13 protein-coding genes are annotated in these 15492 nt (G+C 65.8%); 9 read left to right on the top strand and 4 right to left on the bottom strand.

Going from position 1 to position 15492, the window contains the following annotated elements; all coding sequences use genetic code 11:
- Positions 1-966, top strand: coding sequence for an NAD(P)-dependent oxidoreductase (locus tag ACO06P_RS21810; RefSeq protein ID WP_420347339.1), 966 nt, complete (start codon positions 1-3; stop codon positions 964-966).
- Between the two features lie 3 nt (positions 967-969).
- Here ACO06P_RS21810 and ACO06P_RS21805 read toward each other — a convergent pair whose 3' ends face one another.
- Both ACO06P_RS21805 and ACO06P_RS21800 read right to left on the bottom strand, forming a co-directional pair.
- Positions 970-1845, bottom strand: coding sequence for an SMP-30/gluconolactonase/LRE family protein (locus ACO06P_RS21805; RefSeq protein WP_420347338.1), 876 nt, complete (start codon positions 1843-1845; stop codon positions 970-972).
- Between the two features lie 110 nt (positions 1846-1955).
- Positions 1956-3572: a flavin monoamine oxidase family protein gene (locus ACO06P_RS21800; RefSeq protein WP_420347337.1), complete on the bottom strand. Its 1617-nt coding sequence runs from the start codon at positions 3570-3572 to the stop codon at positions 1956-1958.
- A gap of 449 nt (positions 3573-4021) precedes the next feature.
- Between ACO06P_RS21800 and ACO06P_RS21795 the strand changes: the two genes are divergently transcribed.
- Both ACO06P_RS21795 and ACO06P_RS21790 read left to right on the top strand, forming a co-directional pair.
- Positions 4022-4975 carry an aldose 1-epimerase gene (locus ACO06P_RS21795; RefSeq protein WP_420347336.1) on the top strand — a complete coding sequence of 318 codons (954 nt, stop codon included), beginning with the start codon at positions 4022-4024 and terminating at the stop codon, positions 4973-4975.
- A gap of 331 nt (positions 4976-5306) precedes the next feature.
- A complete protein-coding gene (locus tag ACO06P_RS21790; RefSeq protein WP_420347335.1) occupies positions 5307-7196 on the top strand; it encodes an SLC13 family permease in 1890 nt (629 codons plus the stop codon).
- Here the strand turns inward: ACO06P_RS21790 and ACO06P_RS21785 are convergent.
- Positions 7153-8427 carry a division plane positioning ATPase MipZ gene (locus ACO06P_RS21785; RefSeq protein ID WP_420347334.1) on the bottom strand — a complete coding sequence of 425 codons (1275 nt, stop codon included), beginning with the start codon at positions 8425-8427 and terminating at the stop codon, positions 7153-7155. The two genes, ACO06P_RS21790 and ACO06P_RS21785, sit on opposite strands and share 44 nt — an antisense overlap.
- Before the next feature lie 249 nt (positions 8428-8676).
- Complete coding sequence (locus ACO06P_RS21780; protein WP_420347333.1) at positions 8677-9384, bottom strand: DUF3313 domain-containing protein; 708 nt, start codon at positions 9382-9384, stop codon at positions 8677-8679.
- 213 nt (positions 9385-9597) lie between these two features.
- On the opposite strand from ACO06P_RS21780, the gene ACO06P_RS21775 reads away from it, so the two are divergent.
- The 6 genes from ACO06P_RS21775 to ACO06P_RS21750 all read left to right on the top strand — a co-directional run bounded on the left by ACO06P_RS21775 (position 9598) and on the right by ACO06P_RS21750 (position 15386).
- Positions 9598-10617, top strand: coding sequence for a hypothetical protein (locus ACO06P_RS21775; RefSeq protein WP_420347332.1), 1020 nt, complete (start codon positions 9598-9600; stop codon positions 10615-10617).
- Between the two features lie 444 nt (positions 10618-11061).
- Positions 11062-11505: a YbaN family protein gene (locus ACO06P_RS21770; protein WP_420347331.1), complete on the top strand. Its 444-nt coding sequence runs from the start codon at positions 11062-11064 to the stop codon at positions 11503-11505.
- Between the two features lie 99 nt (positions 11506-11604).
- Positions 11605-12507, top strand: a complete 903-nt coding sequence (locus ACO06P_RS21765; RefSeq protein ID WP_420347330.1) for an alpha/beta fold hydrolase — start codon at positions 11605-11607, stop codon at positions 12505-12507.
- A gap of 213 nt (positions 12508-12720) precedes the next feature.
- Positions 12721-13515 carry a hypothetical protein gene (locus tag ACO06P_RS21760; RefSeq protein WP_420347329.1) on the top strand — a complete coding sequence of 265 codons (795 nt, stop codon included), beginning with the start codon at positions 12721-12723 and terminating at the stop codon, positions 13513-13515.
- Between the two features lie 172 nt (positions 13516-13687).
- Entirely contained in the window at positions 13688-14944 is a 1257-nt protein-coding gene (locus ACO06P_RS21755) for a PQQ-dependent sugar dehydrogenase (protein ID WP_420347328.1), read from the top strand.
- A gap of 100 nt (positions 14945-15044) precedes the next feature.
- The gene (locus ACO06P_RS21750; protein ID WP_420347327.1) at positions 15045-15386 is read left to right on the top strand and encodes a c-type cytochrome; all 342 of its coding nucleotides are present in this window, start codon (positions 15045-15047) and stop codon (positions 15384-15386) included.
- The last annotated feature ends 106 nt before the right edge of the window (positions 15387-15492 follow it).

Genomic DNA, 15492 nt, shown 5'->3' with positions numbered 1-15492 from the left:
ATGAGCGCAGCGAAGCAGAGAGTCGGCTTCATCGGCGTCGGGCTGATGGGTCACGGCATGGCCAAGAACATCGTCGAGAAGGGCTATCCCCTGGAGGTGATGGGCCACCGCAACAAGAAGCCGGTGAAGGACCTGGTCAAGCGCGGCGCCAAGGAGGCCAAGAGCCCGGCACAGATGGCGCGTGATTGTGATGTGATCTTTCTCTGCGTCACCTCGTCGGTGCAGGTGGAAGACCTGATCCACCGGGCCGACGGCATCAAGGCCGGGGCCCACAAGGGCCTGATCGTCGTCGACTGTTCGACCGCCGACCCCAACTCCACCATCGCCCTGGCCGAAGAACTCAAGCCGCTCGGCGTGCGTCTGATCGACGCGCCGCTCGGCCGCTCCCCTAAGGAAGCCGAACAGGGTCTGCTCAACACCTTCGTCGGCTCCGACGACAAGACCTTGAAAGAGATCCTGCCGATCATCGAGACCTGGGCAGAGAACATCATTCACGTCGGGCCCATCGGTTCGGGCCACAAGATCAAGCTGATCAACAACTTCGTGGCCATGAGCTATTCGGCGATCTTCGCGGAGGCCTATACCACCGCAAAGAAAACCGGCGTGCCGCTGGACAAGTTCTACGACGTCATCACCGCCGGCGGGCTCAACAGCGGGTTTTTCCAGAACCTCAGCAAGTGGGTCATCGGCCGCGATCCCAAGGCGCATGAGTTCACCCTGGCGAACTGCGACAAGGACATCCGCTACTACAACCAGTTGGCCAACGCCGAAAAACTGACCACGGTCGTCGCTTCTTCCGTACAGCAGAGCTACACCATGGCGCTGGCGATGGGCCGCGGCGACTGGCACATGCCCATGCTGGCCGACGTCATCGCCGACTTCAACGGCGTCTCCCTGGGCGCCAAGCCGAAGGCAGGCAAAGCCAAGAAAGCCGCAAAGAAGACCAAGAAAGCCAAAAAGAAGTAAGGGCTAGCCGCCAAACCGGCCAGGCGCCACGCCTGTAACGCCGGGGTCGATCTCGAAGAGGGCCCCGGCGAGCGGCTGGTCCTCAAGTTCCTTGTCGCTAAGGCCGACGGCGGCCGAGGTGACGAAAAGGCGGTCCAGCTTCTCGCCGCCGAAGGCACAGCTCGTCACCTGCCCGACCGGCATTTCTATGACCCGGTCCAGTTCGCCGTTCGGGCGGAAGCGGCTGATCCGCCAGCCGCCCCAGTGGGCGACCCAGAGTCCGCCTTCGGCATCGCAGGCCATACCGTCCGGGTAGCCATCGCCCTCCGGAATCTTGGCGAAGACGCGCTTGCCGTTCAGCCGTCCGTCGGATGAGAGATCAAAAGCGTAGATCGTGCCCTCAAAGGTGTCGGTGTGGTAAAGCACGCTTTCATCGGGGCTGAGCGCCGGGCCGTTGCTCACCACATAACCCTTGTCGACGCGGTGCCAGTCCAGGTCCGGATCGAGCCTGTAAAGGCTGCCGCTGGCTTCGCGCTCGTTGTCGTCCATGGTGCCGGCCCAGATGCGGCCCTGGGAGTCGGCCTTGGCGTCGTTGAAGCGGTTGTCGGGGTAGTCCGGTTCGGGTTGGCCGATCACCTCGACCCCCATGGTGCCGGGGGTCAGGAACACGAACCCGCGGTCCTTGAAGCCGGCGACCAGACCCTCTCCGTTGGCACGCTCGATGACCCAGCCGATGCGCTCCGGCATCACCCAGGACGTGGTGTCGCCGTCCGCCAGCCGGTAGCGGTGCAGCGCGGGAGACTTGATGTCCACCCAATAGACCGCGCCTTCGCCGACCGACCACAGCGGGCCTTCGCCCAGCGCCGCGCCCGCAGGCCAAAGGCACTTCACCTCCGACATCCCGTCTCTCCGTACCGGCTGTCCTCTTGTCAGCGGCTACCTTAGAGGCATCTGGGAAGGATCAAAACAAACAATTGCCTATGGCAGGGTTGCACAGAAGCGGGGTGGTCCTAGAGATAGCGTTGCGCGTAGTAACGCGCGAACTTTGCGGGGTCACCGCCGGCGTCGTTGAGGAAATGCAGGAGATCTTCCGCGACACGGCGTCCGGTGATATAGGCGCCGTGCACCGCGAGCGGCTGATAGTGGCGGTCGTAAGCTGGCGCCACCGCCTCCCCGGCCCAGAACAACGGCAGCGTATCGCGCGGATCCTTCAGTGCTTCGCGGGCTTCTTTGGCCAGCATCCGGCCCTGGCGGCGCGGCGCGAAAGCCAGATAGGAGTTGCCGCCCTTGGCGAAGGGGTCTTTCGACCAGTCCTGGCGCAGATAGTTGGGACGAAACGTGCCGCTGCGGTCGGTCTTGCCGGCCAGCACCGCTTTCTGCGTCCAGCGGCGGTTGCGTCCGTAGATGCGCCCGATCGCTTCGAAAACATGGGCGATGGCCGCTTCGTCGTCCATGCCGGCGATCTGGTCGTGGTCCTGATTCATCAGCAGGCCGGTCAGCACATGCGGCCCGTGATGCTCCTTGGGAAAGGAGGAAAAGAACGTGCGCGCCTTGCCCTGCGGGTTGCTCAGCACCGACATGTGACCCGACGATTCGCCGCCGTCATCGACCCACACCCGTTCCTTGAACTCCAGGCTGAACTTCGTGATGGCGCCCATGCGCACCAGCCCCAGCGCCTCGCGCTTCCGGGGCGTCAGCAGCGGGCCGAAGATCGCATCGCCTTCGCCGCTGTCCGGGTTGAGCATGCCCACGGAAAACGTGCAGACCGCGCTGCGGCCGCGGAAGATCGCGCCGCCGGCTGTGGTGACCGCGACCGTGCCGTCGGCCAGGCGCTCGACCTTCACGACCTTGCGCCCCGTGGACCCGGCCCGGCTTTTTTCGATCTGACCGCCGGCCTTGCGGAACTCCTCGGCAATCTTCGCCGGCAGCGTGTCGAAGCCGCAGAGCCCGAAAGGCTTTACCGAGTCGTGTTCCATGCGCAGTTCCTTGCGCTCCATCAACTGGTCGACGATGGCGTCGGTCTTGAGCCCGGCAATGGAGATCTCGTTCAAGGGCCCCGGCGTGTGGGCGGACAACGTGTACTCCAGCAGCGCCAGCGCACGCTTGGAGAGATCGTTCTTCTCTGCATAGCGCTTGATGAAAGTGGCCGTCGTCATGTCGGCCTTGGTATCGGCATCGAATTCCTGAATCTTCTGCAGGGCATCGGGCATCGACCAGAATTCGGGCTGGATGATCACCTCGGCCAGCATCTTGGTGCGCTGCCAGGGGCTGAAGAACATGCGGTTGCGCGGAATCTTCAGAAAGCCCATGCCGCATTTATGGAAGGGCGAGGTGGTGAAACCGTGTTTGCGGACCTCCCGCCAGAACTCGAGGTAGCGGTCCTGCTCGGCGATGTGGATGTACTCCGCGCCGCCCTCGATAGGCACGGGCTTGCCGCTTTTCTTCACGATGTCGCGGCGCGAATACATGCGCCCGCCGATGCGGCTCGCCCCCTCCAGCAGCAAGACCTTCAGCCCGGCGGCCTGCAGGTCCCGGGCCGCGGTGACGCCGCTGATCCCGGCTCCGAGCACGATGCAGTCGTAGACCGTGTTGGCGGATGATGTGGTGCTTGAAGCTGGCGTCGGCATGGTTCGCCCCCTGACGTGCGCGCGCCGCCGCTTTTGCGGCGCCGGCCTTGTGAAACCGCATACCTGCAGGAAACCGCTGCCCGCGATCCCTGCGGGCAGACATGGATCACAACAGGTTGGCGAACCCCCCGGCGCCGCTTGGCGGGCGCCGCAAAAAACAACACGGCTCCCGCGCCGCCAAGTCTAAGCCGCAATCGAGGTTCGGACCAAGCAATAGCAGATGCCCGCTGCCGAGAAGACGGAAACCCCGTGCTACTCCGAAAGAGGTTGCCTCTCGCCGGGCTCCCCCGGACCGGGGCCCGAAGACCGGCATCCTGAGGCCACCAGGGGGCCTTGCGGCGCGCGCCGATGCCTGACACTGTCAAACGACCGTCAGAGGCTGGCAAACCGGTAAGGCCCGTCGCCCAGGGGGTTGGGGTTCTCCATCATCTCAAGCAGTGAGCGAAACGATGCAGGGTAACGAGCGAGAACCAGCCCTCCCGACGGACGGCCGCCTGACTTTGGCCGCCGGCAAGGCAGAGCTGGAACTGAGCCTCGATGGCGGCTGCATCACGGCCTTTCGCTGGTACCGCGAGGGCGGCGCAGTGGACTGGATGCGCGCGGCTCCCGCCGAAGACGGCTTTGCGCCGACCGATTCCGCCTGCTTTCCGCTGGTGCCCTACTCCAACCGGATTCGGGACGGACGCTTTTCGTTCGAGGGAAACGACTATCAGCTCGCCTTGAACTTTCCACCGGAACACCATGCCATTCACGGCCATGGCTGGCAGAACCGCTGGCGCGCAGAAGACCGGAGCGCCGCGGGCGTCACCCTGGTCTTCGACTATCCCGAAGACGGGGGCGGCCCCGAAGAAGGGGGCAGCGACTGGCCGTCGCGCTATCGCGCCGAACAGCGCTTCGAGCTGAGCGAACGCGATCTCATGATCGAAATCGCCGTGACCAACACAGGTGCGCGCGCAATGCCGGCGGGCCTCGGCCTGCACCCCTACTTTCCACGCACGCCGGAATGCCGGCTGACTGCGGCCATCGGGCGCATGTGGGAGAGCGACGCCGAGGTCATGCCGGCGCAGCTCGTTGTCCCGCCGCCGGAACGCGATCCCGGCCGCGGCATCCAGCCGGCCAAGAGTGCGCTCGACAACTGCTTCACCGACTTCGGTGGGCAGGCAGAGATCGAATGGCCGGAATGGGGTGCAAAACTGACGATGACATCGGAGGCCGTGCTGGGCTTTCTAGTCGTCTACACACCGCCCGCCGAGGACTTCTTCTGCGTCGAGCCCGTTTCGGCCATGACCGATGCGGTAAACCTGGCCCGGCAAGGTCGCAGCGACAGCGGGTTCCGCAGCCTGGGACCCGGCGAACGCTTTGCCGCGCGCACGGTCTTCACGCCGCATTTGGATCGCGCCTGATGACCGGCACCGCCGCCGCACCGTTGCATCCCGCCGGTCCCGGGAGCGCGCTGCGACGATGGCACCGGCCGGGCCATCGTTCTTCGCCCGGACTGCTGCGCGGGAACCAACGGTTCCGACGACCACAAGAATAACTCAGGCCGCCGGCCCGCAGGTGCAAGCCTGCGCGGTTTTTGCAGGACCAAGACTTTCCACAGAGAAGCGCTCGCGGAATCGGCATTCTGCGATAGACTGAGCGCCAAAGGATTCGAAGGAACCGCCTTCAGGTGCTGCACGCTCTGCTTCGTTCGTTTGCCTGGCGGTCGCCGGCCATGGCCCTGGACGCCGGCCAATGATCCCCGCCGATCTTCTCGCCACCTTCCAGATGGGCTTCCTCTTCGCTGTGATCGTGGTGGCGCTCACCCTCTTTGCGACCGAGGCCGTCTCCATCGAACTGACGTCCCTCTCGGTCATCGCGGTGCTCATCCTCTTCTTCCACTTCTTCCCCGTCGTCGGCGCGGAGGGGGAAGATCTCTTGAGTCTGCGCAACCTGTTCTCCGGATTTGCCAATCCGGCGTTGATCGCCGTTCTGGCGCTGCTGGTGCTGGGCGAGGGTCTGACGCGCACCGGCGTTCTGGATCTTGCCGCCAATGCGGTCATTCAATGGACGCGGTCAAATCCCTTTTTCGCCGTCACCATGATGCTGGTGGTGGTGATGGCCTTCAGCGCGGTGCTGAACAATATCCCGGTCGTCGTCCTCTTCGTGCCGATCATGCAGACCCTGACCAAGCGGTTCCGCCAGTCGCCCAGTCGCTACATGATGCTGCTGAGCTATGCATCTGTGCTGGGGGGCATGACGACCCTGATCGGCTCTTCGACCAATCTGCTGGTCTCCCTGGAACTGGACGATCTGGGGGAAGACACCTTCGGCTTCTTCGATTTCACGGTGCCCGGGCTGGTGCTGGCGTGCTGCGGCCTCGTTTACCTGCTCCTGGTCGCGCCGCGCCTGCTGCCGGACCGGCCGGCGACAGCGGGCGGCGCCGGGGAACAGGGCCGCCACTTCGTCGCCCAGGTCTCGATAAGTGCGGGGTCGCGCCTGGTGGGCCTGCGCCCGGTGGGCGGTATCTTTCCTGCGCTGCCGGACATCACCATCCTGATGATCCAGCGCGGCGAACGGGCGATCCTGCCGCCCTTCGAAGACCTGGTGCTGGAGGCCAACGACCTGGTGGTCATCGCCGCCACCCGTGCCGCGCTGGCAGGTCTCGCCAAGAACGAGCCGGAACTGCTGCATCCGGAACTGTTGGAAGATGCGGTTCAGCAGCAGGGCCAGAGCGAAGACGGGAGCGACCAGATCAAGCGGCCGCGCTGGCTGCTCGGCGGGCAGGTCCAGGCCGAGGTGATGGTGCGCCCGGACTCCGAGATCGTCGGGCACACGCTCGAGGAGATCGGCTTTCGCTACAAGCACCACTGCATCGTCCTGGGCATCGAGCGGCGCAACCGCATGCTGCGCGAGCGCATCACCCGCATTCCCCTGAAGGACGGCGACGTGCTGCTGATCCAAGGTCGGCCGGAAGACGTCGACCGCCTGCGCGGCGAGCGCAGCGTCGTCCTGATGGAATGGTCGCGCCAGCCGCTGGTCACGGCCAGCCATCAGCGTGTCGCGGCGGCCATCTTCCTGGGCGTCATCGCCGCCTCGGCCAGCGGCGTGATTCCCATTGCCCTGGCGGCCTTCTGCGGCGCAACGGCCATGATCGCCACGCGCATCCTCTCGCTGGGTGATGCCTTACAGGTGCTTGACCGCAAGATCGTGCTGACAATCGCCATGGCTCTGGCGCTGGGGGCGGCGATGCAGGCAACCGGCGGGGCTGCCTTTCTGGCGGAAACCATGATGGCGGCGCTCAGCGGCGCGACACCGGCTCAGATCCTCTCGGCCTTCTTTCTGCTGCTGGCCTTGCTGTCCAACGTCCTGAGCACCAAGGCGACGGCCGTGCTCTTTACACCCATAGCCGTCGATCTGGCCTACGTCCTGGACCTGCCCGTGGAACCCTTCGCCGTGGCGGTGATCTTCGCGTCGAACTGCTCCTTCGCCTCACCCATCGGTTACCAGACGAACCTGGTGGTGATGACGCCGGGAAACTACCGCTTTATGGACTTCGTCCGGGTCGGCATGCCGCTGATCGTCCTTGTCTGGGCGGCCTTCAGTCTCTTTGCGCCCTGGTACTACGATCTGCCTTCGCAGTAACCGCGTTCACGAAGGACTCGACCTCCTGCTTCGCGCGCTGAAGGCTTTGGCGTCCGCTATGCGGCACCTGGTGTTCGGCGAGGTCGAACAGCGTCAGGCCGCGGAAGAAAAGCTCGCGGAAGACCACCCGCTCGCTGAAGCCGGGCTGCAGGCGAAAGCCCAGGCGTTGCGACAGCACATCCAGCAGCCCGGCCATCTCCCGGGTGTTGCGGCTGTCCAACTGGCCGACCCGGTTGCGTGTGACGATCCAGTCCAGATCGGAACTGCCTTTCAGGTCGCGCCCCTGCTTTTCCTGCCAGACCATGCGGCAGTAGTGACTGGGCGCCCGGACCTCCCGGCGCACACGGTCGATGTCCGCCAGCGCATCGATGTCGATGAAGCTGTCGTTGATCGGCGTGATGACGACGTTGGCGTGGGCGTGGGCCAACTGCGCCAGGTGGCTGCTGTGCCCCGGCGTGTCGATCACGACGGCATCGCAGCCGCCGAGATCGGCCATGGCTTCGTCGAAGCGGCCGCGCTCCTCGGCCTCGGCTTCCAGCTTGCGCCCGGCCGAGGACGGTTCGATGCGGCGATACCTGGGCACGACAACCGTTTCGGCAGAGCTTTCATGGGCGGCTTTGCGGTTCTGCAGAAAGCGCGACAGCGTTCCCTGCTGCCCGTCGAGATCGAGACAGCCGACCCTTTGCCCCTGCAGCGCCAGGCCGGTGGCGATATGGATCGCCGTCGTGGACTTGCCGGTTCCACCCTTTTCGTTGCCGATGACAATCACGCGGGCGCCAAGGTCCTGCGCGGCCTCCGTCCCCGCCAGCGCAGGCGCGGGCGCGCCGACGGCCGCAGCGATTTCCTGGACCATGGCCTTGACGTGCGCACTGGCGGAACCGTCGGCAAGCGCGATGGCCTGCACGACCCGCAGCAGCAGGTCAACCGCCGCGGTCTCCCCCGCCAAGCGCTTGACGTTCGCAAGGGCAGCCGCCCGACCCGCGCGGCCGTCGGTGCGGATCCGCCCCAGGTCCGTTTCGAAAATCTCGACGGCCCTGTGGACTTCCAGATCATGGGCCGCACAGAGTTCGTCGAGGATCTGGTCCAAGCGGTTGCGCCGCGCCAGCGACAGCGTGGCGTCGACCGAGGCGACCAGCGCCGCCGCCGACAGACAGCCCCGCAAAAGCGGCGTTGCCCGCGACCAACCCTGTCCGCGCAACACACCGCCGGCAAGCTTGCCAAGGAAGGTCAAACGATCCCCCCTGATTCGACTTCCAGGCCGACGGCTTCGAGACCTCCGGGCTACCCCTGCCGGTGAGCGGCAGAAACGGCCTCACAAGTGCCCCGTATCCCTCGGCACCCCCTGCTCCGCAGTATAGGCGCCCCGGGCGGTTTGGTTAACAAATATGGTTAAGCCATTGAGAACACGACAGTCGCGCAAGGCCCACGGCCTGCGCTGCGGCAGGATCCCGATTCGCCGCCGCGCCGCGGCCCGCCCGCTTCAGCCGAGGGGGGCCGGCGGCGTCACGCAATCCTCCCCCTCGCGGAAGCGGCAGAGCCGATAGCGCAGCAGAACCGCATAGTCCCGGAGCAAGGCATTCACATCGGCCCAGCTTCGGATCGGGTCCGCATCGATGCTGCGGCGCCCGAAATTGCGGTCGACAGTGGCCCCGAGAACCTCTCCCGTCACCGAGTCCGTCCACTCGGCTTCAATGACGAAGGCACGCCCCTTCAGAAGCGGGCTGGCCAGCATGTCCTGCACCACCGCGGCCTCGCCACTGCCGGGCTCCACCGTCGACACGGTGTCGAGAACTACGGCATCCCGGGTTTCCGGCAGGATCGCAAACTGCACCCGCGCCACCCCGGCTGCGGGAAAGCGGACAAGGCTGTAGTCCTTGGCCAGTTCGGCGCGCAGGAGAATGTAGAGGTTGTTCAGCAGCACCTGGCGGTCGTCCGGAGACACCAGGCGCATCTGCTCCAGGGGCGCGAAGTAGAGCAACGGATCCAGCAGAATACTATCATATGCATTCGGCGATGCCGCCGGGCTGGCGTAGACCTGGTCCGGCGCATAGGGGCCTTCGCCCGGCTGCAGCTGGGCGCGGACCTCCGGCGGCAGGATCGCCGATCCGGTCGGACCGTCTTGCGACGACGTGGACGCACAGCCCGCCAGAGCCAGCACAGACAAGAACACAACAACACAGCGGCGCATCGCAGTCTCCCAGGATGAGGCGCGGAGACAGTAGGCCACCGTGAGCGATTCCGGCAATCCAAGATACCACCCGGCAAGCGCATCGACAGCCGGACCGTGCCGAGTTCGGCCCGGCCTATGAACCCGGTCCCGCCCCTTCACGACACATGCCCGAGGGGAAGATAAGCCCGCCAAGGCCAGACCCCTCGCGTTATTGGATAGCCGGGGTGGACCATGCCTCAAATCAGATACCTTGCGGCCCCCTTGCCGGCCGCGGTCATGCTCTACTTCCTCGACCGGGGATTTGCGATCATCCTGAACAGCCGGAAACCGGGCGGCATTTCCGCTTTGGTTGAAGGGCACCTTGCAGACGATACACTGCTGTCGCTGGCCGTCGTCGGGTTGCTGTGCCTTGTCTTTGCCGGTGTCATCGGTTGGATGTTCGGCGACTGGGCCGTCCGCGCCACGGCGCGCTTCGGCGGACTGCGCTGCGGCGTCTATCTGGGTGAGACCTTCTCCGGCGTCCGCTACTACGCAGACGGCAGCCTGTCGTCGGGCCGGGTGCTTGAGTTCAAGACCGGCGGCGCCGGAAACCCGGACGTGCAGAGCTTTCGCCATCTCTTTCGCCGTCACCTGCTCGACGACGAGGGGTTGCGCCTCGAGCGTTGGGAAACCGGACTACACAGGGCCATCGAGCAGCTGATCATCCGCCTGCTGACGCTCTGGCTGGTCTTCATTTTTGCCGGCCTGGCATTGCTGCCCTCCCTGGTTTTCCAGGTGAGCGGCGGGCCCGGCGTCATCGGCGCCCTCTTTGCCACGCACGCCCCCTATCTCGAGCAGGTGCTCCTGCCCGCGATGCCCGGCCTCGCCGCAGGGCTCCTGGCGACGCTGGCGCTCGGGATCGCAGCCCTGTGGCGCCGCCAGCGTTTCCTGCGGGGCTTTGAAAGCGCGACGGCCGGCGTCCCCACGAAGCCGCGGGTCCAAAGCGGCGAGATTCTGGAGGGCCGGGTGATGGAGCGCGTGCAGATCGACCCGGATTGGTACCACGCGCCCCACGTGGGCTACTGCCTGGAGTTTGCCGAGCGGTTCGACCCCGCCGTTGTACTGGGGTTCTCCCTGCCCGCCCGGGCGGACTGCCCGATCTATCGCAGCCTAGAGAAGGCCGCGGCCGCGCAGGCCGTCGTCAGGGTCTGGGTCGACCCCCAGGCGCGCATCCATCCGCTCACCGAACCTCTTGCCGAGGCCGTTGAATGACCGCACTCCGGCCGGATCCAGACATCCGGCCCGGTATCCCCAAACGCAACGGGAAGTCTCGCCTCCACGACCTCGAATCCATCCGCGGCTTCGCTGCCCCGGTGCCGGCCGGATCCTGTTTTCACCGGGAGGTTGCCCGGCGCGCGCTGGAAGATCACCGGGACGCAAGGGTCGGGCGCCCAACCGAAACCCGGGCCGAAACCTCAGAAGCCCTACCCCTCCTGCCCGGCGAACCCGGACCCTCTCCGGCGCTGGTCGACCAGAAGAGCTTCGGCGACGGTTCAGAACCGGAGGTGGAAAACGAGCGGTCGGTGCTGCCAATCAACGCAATCGAAAGAATCAATTGGCATTCTGTCCCAGGCCCGACCATGTTGATTTCAAGCTCCCCATGCCCGGGGCGGCCACGGGTAGCACGGAGCAGGCGACGGAGTGAGTATCCCATCCATGAGCGGCAGCACCGCAGCACAGGATAGCGCCAAGCAGGCCACGGCCAAGAGCGCCGAGGCGGCTGAGCGGAGCCGCCGGAACTGGGCCTGGACCGGGGCCGGTTACGGGTTCTTCGTCATCGGTCTGGTCGGCCTGGTCCTCCCGGTCATGCCGACCACGATTTTCTGGATTGCCGCCGCCGCCTGCTTTGCGAAGAGCTGCCCGGCCATGCAGCAGCGGATTTTCGCCTGGCCCGGCGTCGGCCCCTCGGTGGAAGCCTATCTCCTGCACGGCGTGGTGGAACCGAGGTCCAAGCGCGCCGCCATGCTCGGCATGATGCTGGCGACGGTCATCATGATCATGCTGTCCGACTCGGCCGTCGTGAACGGCATCGGCAGCGGCCTGATTCTGCTGGGCGCGCTTTATGTGATTACGCGCCCCTCCAGCATTCCCTCATCTTAGCGGGCGTTCCCTCTGCCCCATCCCACACCGAATCGCTTGAGCCGAAACCCTGCCGACCGCTAGCCTCGGAAACAGTGTTGAGGCCGGCGGACGATAGCGATGACACCAGACGATCTGTTTCCCGGGTTCCGCGAAGAGCGCCTGGAGGGCGCCGGAACGGACATTTTCTGCCGTATCGGGGGCGCCGGCCCTCCGCTGGTCCTGCTGCACGGCTATCCGCAGTGCCACGCCACCTGGCACCGGGTGGCACCGGCCCTGGCGGAGCACTTCACCTGCGTCCTGCCCGACCTGCGCGGTTACGGCCAAAGCGGCATTCCGGCCAGCGATGCGGACCACCGCGCCTATTCGAAGCGCCGCATGGCGGAGGACGTGGTCGCCGTTATGCAGGGGCTGGGCCATGCCAGCTTCCGGGTTGTCGGCCACGACCGCGGCGCAAGGGTGGCCTACCGCATGGCCTTCGACCATCCGCAGGTGGTCGAACGGCTCGCCATCATCGAGGTCGTGCCAACACTGGTGATGTGGGACGCATTCTCCGCCGAGATGGCGATGAAGGCCTACCACTGGCCCTTCCTGGCCCAGCCCGCGCCCCTGCCGGAGACGCTGATCGCCAGCGCGCCGGACTACTACGTCGATCACACCCTGCAGTCCTGGACCCGGGACAAGGACTTGGCCGTCTTCGACCCGCGGGCGCTGGCCCTCTACCGCGACGCCTACCGCGACCCGGCGCGCCTACATGCGTTCTGCGAGGACTACCGCGCCGGTGCCGGCTGCGACCGCGCCGACGATCAGGCGGATCTGGATGCCGGACGCAAGATCGCAGCCCCCCTGCATTTCATTTGGGGGCACGCCGGCTTTCCCGCCAAAACAGGCGATCCGCTGGGCATCTGGCGGCAATGGGCCGAGGACGTCAGCGGGTCAACGACGGACTCCGGCCACTTCGGTCCGGAGGAGGACCCGGAGGGCATCCTCGCCGGCCTGCTGCCCTTCCTGCGGGCGTCATAACGACCGGAGCCGCCGCGCAGGCGCCCCCTACCCCTTCTTTGTCACTGAACTGGCGGCGGCCATGGCCCGACCCATGGCTACACCGCCGCAATTGGGCGCGGTCCTGACCCTTGAAAGGATACCGCCATGACCCAGTACTGTTCATCTCGTGCTTTGCCGCCTCGGAACCCTGGCCTGCCAGGGATCGCCCCCGGGATCGCCCCCGGGATCGCCTTGGCGGCCGCAATCGCCCTCCTCGCCTCCGCCACGAGCGCAGAGACCGGGCCGTTCTCCGCTTCGGAGTCCGTCGCCATCCCCGGCGGGGGCAACAGCAACTTCGCCCAGCTGAAACAGATCTCAGGCTTCACCGGCGTGATGGGTTTCGGCTACTCCGACGGGGCCTACAACCTCGTCGGCCAGAGCTTCAACAAGCTGATCGCGCTGCGCTTCACCGTGGACTGCCCGGCGAACTACCGCGTTCACGAGGCCGGCATCCGCGTCAAAGGCGCGGACGTCTACAATTACACCGTGGAGTTGGTCAGCCCCGGCGACGTGCCCTTCGACCAGAACACCTGGCAGCAGGTCCTCGAGCAGGAGCCCTGGGACTTTGATGCTGTGCAGCAGACCGGCATCGATGCCCTGGACGCCGCCAACAACAACGGTCCGGTTTACGTGAGCCTGGACAAGGTGCTGGACAGCCGCACCGAATTCTATGCCAGCTGCAGCCCCAGCCAGCCGAGTTCGGGCCTGCCGTTCCTCTACTACGACAGTGCAGTGGACAACGGCGACCTGAGGCCCATGACCCGGGTGCGCTACAGCCTGCAGCACAGCGCGGTGGCGGCCCCCCAGGTCCGCCTGCAGGTCCCGCTGGCCGGCCCGTCGGGCAACGCAGGAACGGCGGAGCGGCTGCGCCACCGTGAGCGTGCCGCCGCCCGGATACCGGCCAAGCGGCCGGCCGTGCTGGTCGCCCCGGGCGGCTGCCCTTACGACTGTCCGCCGCCGGCGCTCAAGCTGCGCAAGCAGCGCTGACATCCGGCACCGTCCGGTTCCTGGGCCGGGAGCCCGGCGCCCTGCGCCGCGTTCCCGGCCTGCCGCGCAGAGGGTTGACGGCAACGCGACGTAGTATCGTCCTACTACCCGCAACCGCACAATCCGGCTAGGCTGTGAGCATAAACAAGAAAAACTCACGGGAGGAACTCACATGCCCTTTGCCACAGGTGTCAAAACCCTCACCGTTTCCGCACTTGCGATGCTGCTTGCCACGCCTGCTCTCGCGCAGACGAATCTGGAAAAACTCAGCGGCTTCAAGCAGACCGGTGTGACCGAATTCGAGTTCATCGAACAGGGCGGCGACAACGCCGCGGCGATCCGCGAGACCTTGAAGCGCATCACGCTTCCCGAGGGCTTCAAGATCGAACTCTATGCGATCGTGCCCGATGCGCGTCACATGGCCGTCGGCCCGCAAGGAATCGTAACCTTCGTCGGCACCCGCAAGACCGATGTCTGGTCCGTCACCGACCGCAACAAGGACCGGGTGGCGGACGAGGTCAAGCGCTTCGCGCCGTCGATCGAATTCGCCATTCCCAACGGGCCCTGCTTCTCCAAGGACGGCTTCCTCTACATCGCCGAACAGAACCGGGTGCTGGTTTATCCCGCCGCCGAGTTCTTCTACGAAAGCCCCGACGTCGCGGCCTTCAACGTGGTCCCCGGCGGCAAGCTGATCCCGGTGGAGGAGGAAAGCTACAACCACACGGCCCGGGTCTGCCGCATCGGCCCGGACGACAAGCTCTATATCTCTCTGGGACAGCCCTTCAACGTCTTCCCCGAGGAGAAGATGGACCTCTATAACCAGACCGGTATCGGCGGCATCATCCGCATGAACCGCGACGGCACCGGGCGGGAGGTCTACACCTACGGCGTCCGCAACTCGGTCGGCATGGATTTCAACCCGGCCAACGGCGAGCTGTGGTTCACCGACAATCAGGTCGACGGCATGGGGGACGACATCCCGCCCGGCGAGCTGAACCGCCAGACCGCGGCCGGCCAGCACTTCGGCTTTCCCTGGTACGGCGGCGGCGACACACGGACCAACGAGTACGTCGGATCCGAGCCGCCGATGGACAACGTGATGCCGGCGGTCAACATGGTGGCCCACGCCGCCGATCTCGGCATGATCTTCTATACCGGCAGGATGTTCCCGCAGAAGTACCGCGGCGGCATCTTCTCGGCCCAGCACGGGTCCTGGAACCGCACCACGCCGGTCGGCGCGCGCGTCATGTTCACCAGCGTCAACGAAGACGGCTCGGTGGGCGAGTCCATCCCCTTCGCGGAAGGCTGGATCGACCAGAACGGCGAATACCTCGGCCGGCCCGTTGATGTGGCGCAACTGCGCGACGGTTCGATCCTGGTCTCCGACGACCTTGCCGGCGCGCTCTATCGGATCTCTTACGGCAACTAGACCGGATAACTGCAAACCTCGGCGGCCGGGCGCGTCCTTCGCACTGGCCGCCGCCCTCTCCTCTGAGCCGGGACATCGACCGCGGGGATTGCCGGACGCCATGGCCCCAACCACTCGAGAGCTCACTCTGATCGGCCTGCTGGGCCTTGCGCTTTGCGCCTTGCCCGCTGTCAGCCAGGCTGGCGATGCCGCTGCCGGCCGCGAGAAGGCACGCCAATGCCGGACCTGCCACGGCATCGATGGAATCGCCCGAATTCCCATCGCGCCGCACATCGCCGGGGAAAGCGAGATCTATCTCGTCACCCAATTGAAGGCCTTTCGTTCGGGCAAGCGGACCCACGAGATCATGACCGTGATCGCCAAGGATCTGACCGACGAGGACATGGCCGATCTGGCGGCCTGGTACGCCGCCATCAAGTTCGAGGTGACCCTGCCCGAGTAGCCGCCGCCCCCCGGCAGACCATGCCGATCGTCGGCGGATCGTCGCTTGTGCGGCGGGTCTTTCAGCACCTTCACGCGCTGGTCTCCCCCCGCAAATCAACTAAAAT

The organism is Pelagibius sp. (genome assembly GCF_965227505.1).
GTDB lineage: Bacteria > Pseudomonadota > Alphaproteobacteria > Kiloniellales > Kiloniellaceae > Pelagibius.
This window is presented reverse-complemented; position numbering and strand designations above follow the sequence as displayed.